The following is a 9,189-nucleotide window of genomic DNA, read 5'->3' on the forward strand; positions in this document are numbered from 1 at the left end:
CCCGCCGTGGGAGCCCGGGCCTTCCACCAGGTCGCGGAGAGGGCGAGGGCCCTCACCGAAGCCGCTCGCGCCGGCGGCCGCTTCCGGCCCGGCGACCTCGCCGCCCTGGACGCCCTCGCCCTGGCCGCCGCCGTCCACGCGGGCCGACTGGCCGCCACCGCCGGCACTTCGCTGCCCTCCGGGGCCGGCACGCCGGCGCACCGGGCGGCGGCGCTGCGGCTCGCCGAACCCTTGCAGCAGGGCACGTCGCCCTCGGCGAGGCCGAGCGCTCCTTCCTGGAGCTGATCCGGCTTGTCCACCAGCACCGCGGCCTGGAGCGCACCGCCCTGCTGGAGCAGGCTGCCCGCATCCCGGGCCTGTACGTCCCTGGGAGGACATCTCATTTGGGGCCTACGAAGGCTGCACGTGTGACGATCATGGAGCGTCTCGTCCCGGACGAGTTGTGGGAGTTGTTCCAGTCGGTGGTGCCGGCGGCGCCGACCCGCCCCCAGGGCGGTGGTCGGCGCCGCTACGGCGACCGGGAGGTGTTGGCGGCGATCGTGTTCGTGGCGACGTCCGGGTGCACGTGGGCCCAGCTGCCGCCCTGTTTCGGCCCGTCCGGGCCGACCGCCCATCGGCGCTTCACCGAATGGAGCAGGGCCCGGGTGTGGGCCAAGCTCCACCGGGTCGTCCTGGACGAACTCGGCGCGCACGGCGAGCTGGACTGGTCGAGGTGCGCGGTCGATTCGGTGAACATGCGGGCCCTGAAAAGAGGGAACTGACGGGTCCGAATCCTGTGGATCGGGGCAAGTACGGGTCGAAGATCCACCTGCTCACCGAACGCACCGGTTCACCCCTGTCGCTCGCGATCTCCGGGGCGAATGTCCACGACAGCCAGGCCCTGATCCCGCTCGTCGACGCGATCCCGCCAATTCGCTCGCGACGCGGCCCGAGACGGCGCAGACACGGCAAGCTGCACGGCGACAAAGCCTATGACCACCGCTTCCTCCGCGCCTTCCTGCGCCGTCGGCGGATACCAGCCCGCATCGCCCGCCGCGGGATCGAGACCTCCAACCGCCTCGGCCGGCACCGCCGGGTGATCGAGCGCACCGTCGCCTGGCTCGGCGGCTTCCGCCGGCTCCACCGCCGCTACGAACGCAAGGCCGACCACTTCGCCGCCTTCGCCAGCATCGCAGCAGCCATCATCTGCACCCGCAGATTCTCTGAATGAGATGTCCTCTCAGCCCCAGTTCTGCAGCTGCTGGAGCAGGTCGGCGTCGCCCTCCATCCGCAGCGAGCCGGCTGGGATGCGCATGTACATGAGCAGGGCCATCTCACTCGCCGTGCCGTAGATGGCGGCGGTGGGCTTGCTCTCGGCGGCCTCCGCCGCAGTGAGCCGGGTGAAGCGGGAACCGGCGGCGTCCACCGTCTGGCGCCAGGAGCCAGCCTCGGCCGCGTGGTAGTCCATGGTGGCGGGCTCGCCCGGCCACGGGACCGTGACGGTGCAGACGGTGGCGAGGAACTCCTCGATGGCGTCGACCGCCTCGGTCGTCGGCAGCTCCTGCGGGGTACCGGAGGCCAGCTGGGCGTCGTAGGTGTGGATCAGCGACTCCGGGACGCGGCGGCGGGCCACGGCGGCCACCGTGTGCGGCGAGGCCAGCGGCTCCCACCAGGCCCAGCAGCCCCGGTCCGGGCCGGCCTCGCGCAGAGCAGTGAGCAGCTGCTCCGTCGAGTCGGCCAGCCAGGCTATGAGGGCCTCGCGCTCCCTGGGCGCCGCCAGCCCGTCCTTGCTCGGCCGCTCGTCGCCCGGCGCGGTGTTCCGCACGATGTAGGCCCAGAAGCGGTCCCCCTCACTGAGGTGGTTCGCCAGGTCGTACAGCGTCCAGCCCGGGCAGGACGGGACGTCGGCGTCGAGGCTGGGGGCCGCGGCGACGGCGGCGCGGAACGCGGCGGACCGCTCGTCAATCATCCGCAGCAGGACGGGAAAGTAGAGATGCTCAGTCACGCAGACCTTGTATCACCCGGACCGGAACTCTCGCACTCGATTTAGGCCCCAAATGAGATGTCCTCCAAGTGCTGTGACCGGGGCGGTCCACCGTGATCGGAAGGCGGCGAACGGGACGAGCGCACGCGCAACGGCTGGTATTACTGGGGCATGCAGGAAGAGACGGCACGCTCCGCGATCGACACGTTCATCTCCGCGTTCAACGCCTCGGACGACAGCTATGTGACTGCCCTGCTCTCCCAGGCCCTGACCTCGGACGTGGTCTTCTGGGGGCCGTTGGGCCGCAGCGAAGGAATCGCGGCGGTCGAGCAGTTCGTGCTGGACATCCGGCGCCACCCGGCGGGGACCGGCACGATGGCGCGCTGCTCAGCGGTGGACATGCCCGACGAGTGGGCCCGGTACCAGTGGGTCTTCACCATGCCGGATGGAGGCCCCCGCCTGGCGGGAACGGACGTCGTCCATCTGCGGCGGAGCCTCATCGACCAGGTCATCGTCTTTGCGGGGGAGATCGACCCGTCCGCCTCCTGAGTCGTCCTTCTGTCGCTGTCCTTCTCGTGAGCTTGTCCCTTTCCGGCCTGGACCACGACGCGCTCCACCGCGAGAGCGCGGCCAAGGCGCGCCTGTACGCCCGCCACGGCCTGCTGGCCGCCGACATCAAGGCGGCAGCTCGCCGCCCCGATCGCGCCCGGCCGACCGGAGACCGGGCGCACGCCGCCCCGGTGCACCGCCAGGGCCTGACCGTCCTGATCGACGCCCCGAGGCCGGACCTGATCGCCTGGTACCTGGCCGCGGGCTGCCCGGACGCGGTGCTCCGCCGCGCGGGGGTCCTGGCCCGGGACGCGCAGGAGTACGGCGAGTTCACCGAGCACATCGCCACCCGCCTGTGCCACCTCGCCCCCTGGCACGGCCGGCCCGTCGTTCCCAACGGCACCCACCGGACCGCCGCGCAGGAGGCCACCGACCCGTGCGATCTGATCGAGCATCGCATCCGATCCGCCGTCCATGCCCCGGAGCCGCATGACCAGCAGCCCGAAGCCCACCGTCGACGCGGTGGTCCTCACCATGAACGATCGCCCCGAGGAGTTCCCGAGGGCGATGGCCTCGCTCCTCGCCCAGGAGGGGGTCGACCTGCGCGTGGTCATCGTCGGCAACGGCTGCGAACCGGACTACGTGCCCGACGGCGTCACCGTCGTCACCGTGCCGGAGAACCTCGGGATCCCCGAGGGCCGCAACGTCGGAGCCGACCGCCTCGCCGGGCCCGACGAGGCGGAGTTCCTCTTCTTCTTCGACAACGACGCCATCCTGCCCGAGCGCGATGTCCTGGCCCGGCTCGTCGAGCAGGCCCGCCACCACCCCGAGGCCGCCTATATCCAGCCGCGCATCGCCGACCCCGACACCGGCGTCACCGTGCGCCGCTGGGTGCCCCGGCTGCGGGCCGGCGATCCGAGCCGGCCCGGCACCGTCACCGCGATGGCCGAGGGCGTCGTGCTGATCCGCCGGGCGGACTTCGAGCGTGCCGGGCACTGGCCGGGCCGTTTCTTCCTGTACCACGAGGGCTTCGACCTCGCGATGAGGATCTGGGACCAGGGCCGCACCGGCTTCTACGCCCCGGAGATCATCGTCCACCACCCCGCCAGCGACCCCCCCCGCCACGCCCTCTACCAGCGCCTGGTCGCCCGCAACCGGGTCTGGGTCGCCTACCGTCGCCTGCCCGTAACGCTCGTCCCGATCTACATCACGTCCTGGATCGTCATCACGGCGATCCGCATGCGGCGCGACCGCACCGCGTTGCGCACCTGGTTCGCCGGGCTGCGGGAGGGGCTGCGCGGCGGGCACGGCGAGCGCCGGCCAATCTCGTGGGCCACGGTGTGGCGCCTGACCCGGGCGGGGCGTCCCCCGGTCCTGTGACCCCCGGCTCGCTCGTGTCCCAGCCCCGGATCCGTCGGTGATTCCGGTCTTCCGGTCCGGCCGTTGACGCCAGGGCTGCGGGACCGCTCACGCCCGGGCGGCCGCGAGCGGTCGGTCCCGCCAGGTCGTGGCCCCGCTGACGTGCGGCGTCACCCCGGGCGGCGCCGTGTCAGGGCGGCGGCGGTGAGGATCAGCTGGGCCGTCGCGTCCAGGGTGCTGTCGGGGCCGATGAGACCTCGTACGTGGGGTGGTCGCTCCTACGCGCTCCTGACCGTGGCTGCGGTCACATGAAGTGGTTCTGGCTCACCTCCGGAACGAGCCGGAACCGCTTCTCGTGGACAAAGCCACTACGGCCGGTACAAGGACGGGACACCGTCGTGCGGCAGGCGTTCGCGGCATCGGTGCACCGTCTGCGGACCACCCAGCCCGGCCTGCCGGCGCACGACGGTCTCCCGCTTCTCGGCCCGGCGCCGCTGGACGGCGGGCAGGCGTTCGGCCGCCTCGCGTCCGCGCTCGTCGACCGGCATCGCCGTACGCGCCCGCTGTTCGTCGCGCAGGGCGTCGACCCGCAGGCGAAGGCGGCCGGCCCGGTCGCGGTACTCGCGGGCGGTGCGGTGGTGGTGCCGGGCGTCCTGGTCCGCGATTCGGCGCAGGTGGTCGCGGTAGGCCTCGGCGCGGCCGCCGATCCGTGCCCACAGGTCCAGTGCGGCGTCGACGCCGGCGAGGTCGCCGATGTCGGCGAGCGCCTGGGCGCGGACGATCCGGTGGTGGTGCTCGGCCTGGAGCAGGGCCTCGAACTCCGCCTGCCGGGTGCGCTGCAGCTCGACGAGGTCTTCGCGCTCCCCATCCCGGAGCGCGGGACGGCCGGACGGGTCGGCGGCGGCGAGTTCGGCGGCCAGGCGGGCCCGGCGCCGGGTCAGGTCGGCGAGTGCGGCGTCGGCCGCGCGCAGTCGGCCGTGGCCGGTGACACGGTCGACGAGCGCCCGGACCTGCTGGTCGATGCGGCCGCCGGCGAGCATCCGGGCCTCGGCGCGGGCGGCACGGTCCTCGGCGTCGGCCACGGCCCGGTCCAGGCGCGCGGCGCGGTCGAGGACCGTCCGCAGGGCCGCGTCGAGTTCGGCGTCCGACCAACCGCCGAACGGGCGTTCCCGCCAGGCCGGAACGCCGGCCTGGACAGGGCGCCGCCCGTCGGGACGCACGGCGGGACGCACGGCGGGCGGCCGCGCGCGAAGCCGTTCGGCGGCCCGGCCGCGGTCGGCGTCGGCCCTGGCCCGCAGACCGTTGGGGGCGGTGCGGGCCAGTCGCCGTTCGGCGGCGGCGAGCGCGTCGGCGGCCCGGCCGGCCAGGACGGTGTGCGCGTGCGCCCGGGTCTGCAGGGCGGCCGCGCGGGCGCGCTGGTCGTCGGTGGCGGCCGTCCGGCGGGCGGCCTCGGCGCGGACCTGGTCGTCGTCGGCCAGTTGCCGGGCGCGGGCGGCCAGGCGCCGGACCGCGTGGACGGCGGCCAGCGCGTCGGCGGCCTCGGCCGCTTCGACGCGGGCGGCCCGTCCGCGTGCGGTGGCCCGCCGTCGTTGCTCCTCGTCGACGACGGTCGGGGCCGGACGGTTGCGCCAGGCGGTGATCGCCTGCTGGGCGAGGTCGTGGTCCGCGGCCTGGATCGGCTCCTCGGGACGGTCCCCGAGCGCCTGCTTCTCGTGTCCGTGGTCCCACAGGTCGCGGTAGGCGGCGACGAGCGCCGCCGCCCTGTCCCAGAGCGCGCGGTGGGGGTGGGCCGGGGCGGGTGCGGGGCCGAGCACGTCGAGCCAGGTGGGGCCGGTGGCGGCGAGTTCGGCGGCGTGCTGCTGCTCGTCGGGCAGGAGCTGGGCGGCACGCCACAGGCCGCGCTGCTCGGTACGCGCGGCGGCGGGGGCGTCACCGGTGGCCCGGGTGGCGCGGAAGCCGGCCAGGTCGCGCCAGGCAGCGGCGGCCGCGATCCGGTCGGCCCATGGGCGGGCCCGGTCGGCATCGGCGGGTTCGGGCCCGTAGGCGGCCGCCCAGCCGGTGCCGGTGTGGGCGTTCGCGCGGGCGCGGGCGGCGAGGCGTTCCGCCCGGACGGTGGCGTGGGCGGCGAGGTCGTGGGCGAGGGTGACGCGCCGGTCGCCGGGGTCGGCGTCGGGCAGCACCAGGCCCATCGCCTCCAACAGCGTGGCGCCGGGCCGGGCGCAGGGCGGGTCCCAGTAGGTCGGGGCGGTCGCGGGGCGGGGCGCGCCCTCGGGCAGGCGGAAGCGCTCACCGCGGTGTTCGACCAGGGCGTCGAGGCGGGCGACCACGATGGCGGCCAGGTCACGCAGCGGCCGGCCGGTGCCGTGGTCGGTCTCGTTGCCCCGATCGTCCGCCCAGGCGGCGCGCAGGAGCCGGTCGGTGTCGTGGCCGTCGTCGGCCAGGCGCGCGCAGCGGGCGCGCAGGGCGGGCCAGGCCTCGGCGGCGGCCAGGCGGGAGGCGGCGCGGCCGCCGAGCAGTGCGGCGATCGCCTGCTGCGCGGCTTCGGCGTTGAGTTCGTCGAGGACGTGGACGAGTCTGCTGGTGGAGGTCGCGAGGGACTGGGCCTGCTCCTCCTGGCGGCGGGCGGTGGCGCTCGCGGAGAGCCGGGTGCCGTCCCGTTCGACGACGGCGTGCCAGATCTCGCGGGCGGTGCGCGGGTGGCCGGGTTCGCCGCTGTCCCCGTCGGGGGGCTCCTGGGTGATCAGGTAGGCGTGGTTGCCGTAGCGGCCGCGGGTGAGGGCCGGGTAGACGCCGTTGCGGTTCCAGCCGGTGTCGAGCAGGGCGCGGCCGACGTCGACGGTGACGCCCTGGCAGCGCGCGGAGGTGATCGCGTAGCCGAGGTCGACGGCGTCGGCGACGTAGGCCGGGGGCAGGGTGACGGTGCGGCGGGTCCGCTGGTGGCGCACGGTCAGGGAGCCGTCGGCGCCGACGGCCTCGACGGTCCAGGTGTCGCCGTTGCGCACCCACTGGCGCCGGTCGACGGTGGCGAGGCGGCGGTCGTTCACCCGGGTGACCACGATGTCGCCGGCGCCGGCGCGCCCGCGGGCGCCGAGGTCGGCCGTGCGCCGGTCGTCCACCAGGCCGCGGGCGATGCGGTCCTCACGGGCGAGGCGGGACAGCTCGGCGACGGCAGCGCCGGTGGCGGCGATCATGACGGAGGTCAGGCCGTCCTCGACGTCCCGCCGCCAGTCCTCGAAGAGCCGGCGCATGACCGGGGCGGCCGGGCCGCAGTGGATGCGCCCGCGCAGGTCGTACGCGTCGAAGGCGGCGCCGGCATCGCCGACGGACAGCCGGCGGGCCGCGTCGACCTCCCACTGGCGGACCGTGCCGCCCGGGTCGCGGAAACGGCGGACCTCGGTGAGGCGGACGACGGCGTCGGGGACGCTCTCCTCGATGTCGGCGAGCGCGCCGCCCGCTCCGGGCGAGCCGAGCTGGCGCGGGTCGCCGATCGGCAGCAGCCGCCCGCCGGCCTGCCGGACCTGGCCGAGCAGCGCGGCGAGATCGGGGGTGGAGGCCTGGCCGGACTCGTCGACGATGACGATCGTGCCGCTCTGGAGCGTCCAGTGGCGCAGGCCCCGCCCGTACCGCTCGGACATGGTCCGCCACCTGGCGATGTTCTCCGCCCGGATGCCCGCCTCGGCGGCGAGCAGGTCGGCCTGGACCTGGCCGCCGGCCAGCCCGATGACGGGGATCCGATGGGCATCCGCGACCTCCCGCACCAGACGCATGATCGTGGTCTTGCCGGTGCCGGCGGGGCCGACCACCCACGTGGCCCGGGTGTCCGCTCCGAAGATCCGGCGGACCGCCTCGCGCTGCTCGTCGGAGGGAGCGAAGCCACGCCCGCTCTCGCCGGCCGCGAGCACCCGGTCGACCTGCTCGGCCGTCAGGCGGTGCACCGGCACGGGGGTCGTGGACGCCTCGGCAAGGCCCCGCTCGGCGGCCCGGATGCCGTGGGAGGTCCACACCCGGGATCCGATCTCGGCGAACAGCGACGGACGGTCGTCGGAGCGGGCGTACCGGGCGGGCAGGGGGACCGCGTCGGGCGGGGTCAGCAGCTCGCACCGGACGGGGCTGAGGACGCCGTCGACGACCCGGACGAGGACCCGGTGGTAGTCCTCGCGCAGGTGGGCGCCGACCGCGGTGAGCCGACGGCACGCCTCGGCCTCGACGTTGGCGCGCGTCCAGGTCGCGCGATGGCTCTCCAGCTCGGCGAGCACCGCGTCGATCGCCCTCGGAACGACCATCGGGTCGGGGCCCGGGGCGGGGTGGGTGGCGCAGGTACGGGCGGCGGCCCGCAGCAGCTTGTCGGGACGCCTGATGCCGTACGCCTTGGCGCGGCGGCGCCACTGCCGGCGCTCGCCGTCGACGGTGGTCGCGGTCTTCGCCGGACGGGACCGGAGAGTGGCGGCCTGGGCCAGCTTGTACTGCTCGGCGCGCTCGGGCGCACGGCCCTCCCGGGCCGTGAACTCCGCGATCATCCCGGTGAGGGCCCGCTCGGTGGCCTCGCGGCGCTGGGAGAACCCGCGCACCGCGCCCAGGGACACCCCGAGGAACTCGCGCACCGGTCGCTTCGCGGGCCGGATGCTGTCCTGGCGCGCCCCGGCGCGGACGCCGAACTCGGCATGCATCTCGCGCTCCAGCTCCGCGGTGTAGGCCTCCGAGAGGGCGACCGCGATCCGGTGCAGATGGCGCGCGTCCAGGGCCAGCCAGCGGCCGTCCTCCACCCGCACCTTGCTGCTGATCGCCAGGTGCCGGTGATACGCCGGATCGGCCGCCCGGCTGCTGCGGTGGACGAACACGCAGGCGATGAAACCCTTGGCACGGACCTGCACCTGGGAGGCGGGCGTCGGGCCGGTCCGGGTGATGCACGCCTCGCGCTCGACACGTTCGAAGATCCGCCGGAAGGCGCGCTCCTCGACGGCCTCCAGCCGGGCCCGCTCCTCGTCGTCGGCGCACCCCCACAGCACGCTGAAGCTCTTCACCGGGGAGAACACCATCTCCCACCCGCACCGGGCGGTCCGGTTGCCCTCCGTCTCGGCCTTCGCCCGCAACTGGAGCAGCCGCTCCTCGGTGGCCCGCGGCTCGGCGGCGGCGTACCGCTCGTACAGCTCCTCGGCGCTCGGGTAACGGCTCCAGCGCCGGCCGAGCGGGCTCCCGTCGACCGGACTCAGGGCGTCCTTGAACAGGGCGTCGGCGGCCTCCTGGGTGACCCGCCGGCCGGCGATGCCGAGCTCGGCCGCCTGCGCCCCGAGCCACACGCCGGGGGTGTCCCCGCCACC

At 75.1% G+C, this 9,189-nt stretch carries 5 protein-coding genes and 1 pseudogene; 4 read left to right on the forward strand and 2 right to left on the reverse strand.

The features are described 5' to 3' along the window. A pseudogene (locus ACIQOV_RS13610) lies at positions 1-285 on the forward strand (hypothetical protein); the annotation flags it as partial. Positions 286-416: 131 nt separating this feature from the next. Continuing rightward, positions 417-1,210 (forward strand): IS5 family transposase gene (locus ACIQOV_RS13615; RefSeq protein WP_401048326.1). Its coding sequence is split into 2 segments (ribosomal slippage): positions 417-746 and positions 749-1,210, totalling 792 coding nucleotides; the frame shifts between segments, so codons are not numbered across the junction. Positions 1,211-1,219: 9 nt separating this feature from the next. On the opposite strand, the gene ACIQOV_RS13620 is transcribed toward ACIQOV_RS13615, so the two are convergent. Beyond that, positions 1,220-1,984, reverse strand: a complete 765-nt coding sequence (locus ACIQOV_RS13620; protein ID WP_401048321.1) for a maleylpyruvate isomerase family mycothiol-dependent enzyme — start codon at positions 1,982-1,984, stop codon at positions 1,220-1,222. A gap of 150 nt (positions 1,985-2,134) precedes the next feature. On the opposite strand from ACIQOV_RS13620, the gene ACIQOV_RS13625 reads away from it, so the two are divergent. Together ACIQOV_RS13625 and ACIQOV_RS13630 are read left to right on the forward strand one after the other, a co-directional pair. After that, on the forward strand, positions 2,135-2,512 hold the full coding sequence (locus tag ACIQOV_RS13625) for a nuclear transport factor 2 family protein (protein ID WP_331768765.1): 378 nt from the start codon (positions 2,135-2,137) through the stop codon (positions 2,510-2,512). Between the two features lie 489 nt (positions 2,513-3,001). Beyond that, complete coding sequence (locus tag ACIQOV_RS13630; RefSeq protein WP_401048323.1) at positions 3,002-3,892, forward strand: glycosyltransferase family 2 protein; 891 nt, start codon at positions 3,002-3,004, stop codon at positions 3,890-3,892. A 347-nt stretch (positions 3,893-4,239) separates the two neighbouring features. Here ACIQOV_RS13630 and mobF read toward each other — a convergent pair. Continuing rightward, a partial coding sequence (gene mobF, locus ACIQOV_RS13635; protein ID WP_401048324.1) for a MobF family relaxase occupies positions 4,240-9,189 on the reverse strand: 4,950 nt, incomplete at its 5' end.

This window comes from Kitasatospora sp. NPDC091257 (assembly GCF_044757675.1).
In the GTDB taxonomy this organism is placed as follows: Bacteria; Actinomycetota; Actinomycetes; order Streptomycetales; family Streptomycetaceae; genus Kitasatospora; species Kitasatospora lactacystinica.

What these genes read in the sequence shown, in the direction of transcription:
- ACIQOV_RS13625 (WP_331768765.1), top strand. Translation starts at nt 2,135, where the DNA reads ATGCAGGAAGAGACGGCACGCTCCGCGATCGACACGTTCATCTCCGCG.
- ACIQOV_RS13630 (WP_401048323.1), top strand. Translation starts at nt 3,002, where the DNA reads ATGACCAGCAGCCCGAAGCCCACCGTCGACGCGGTGGTCCTCACCATG.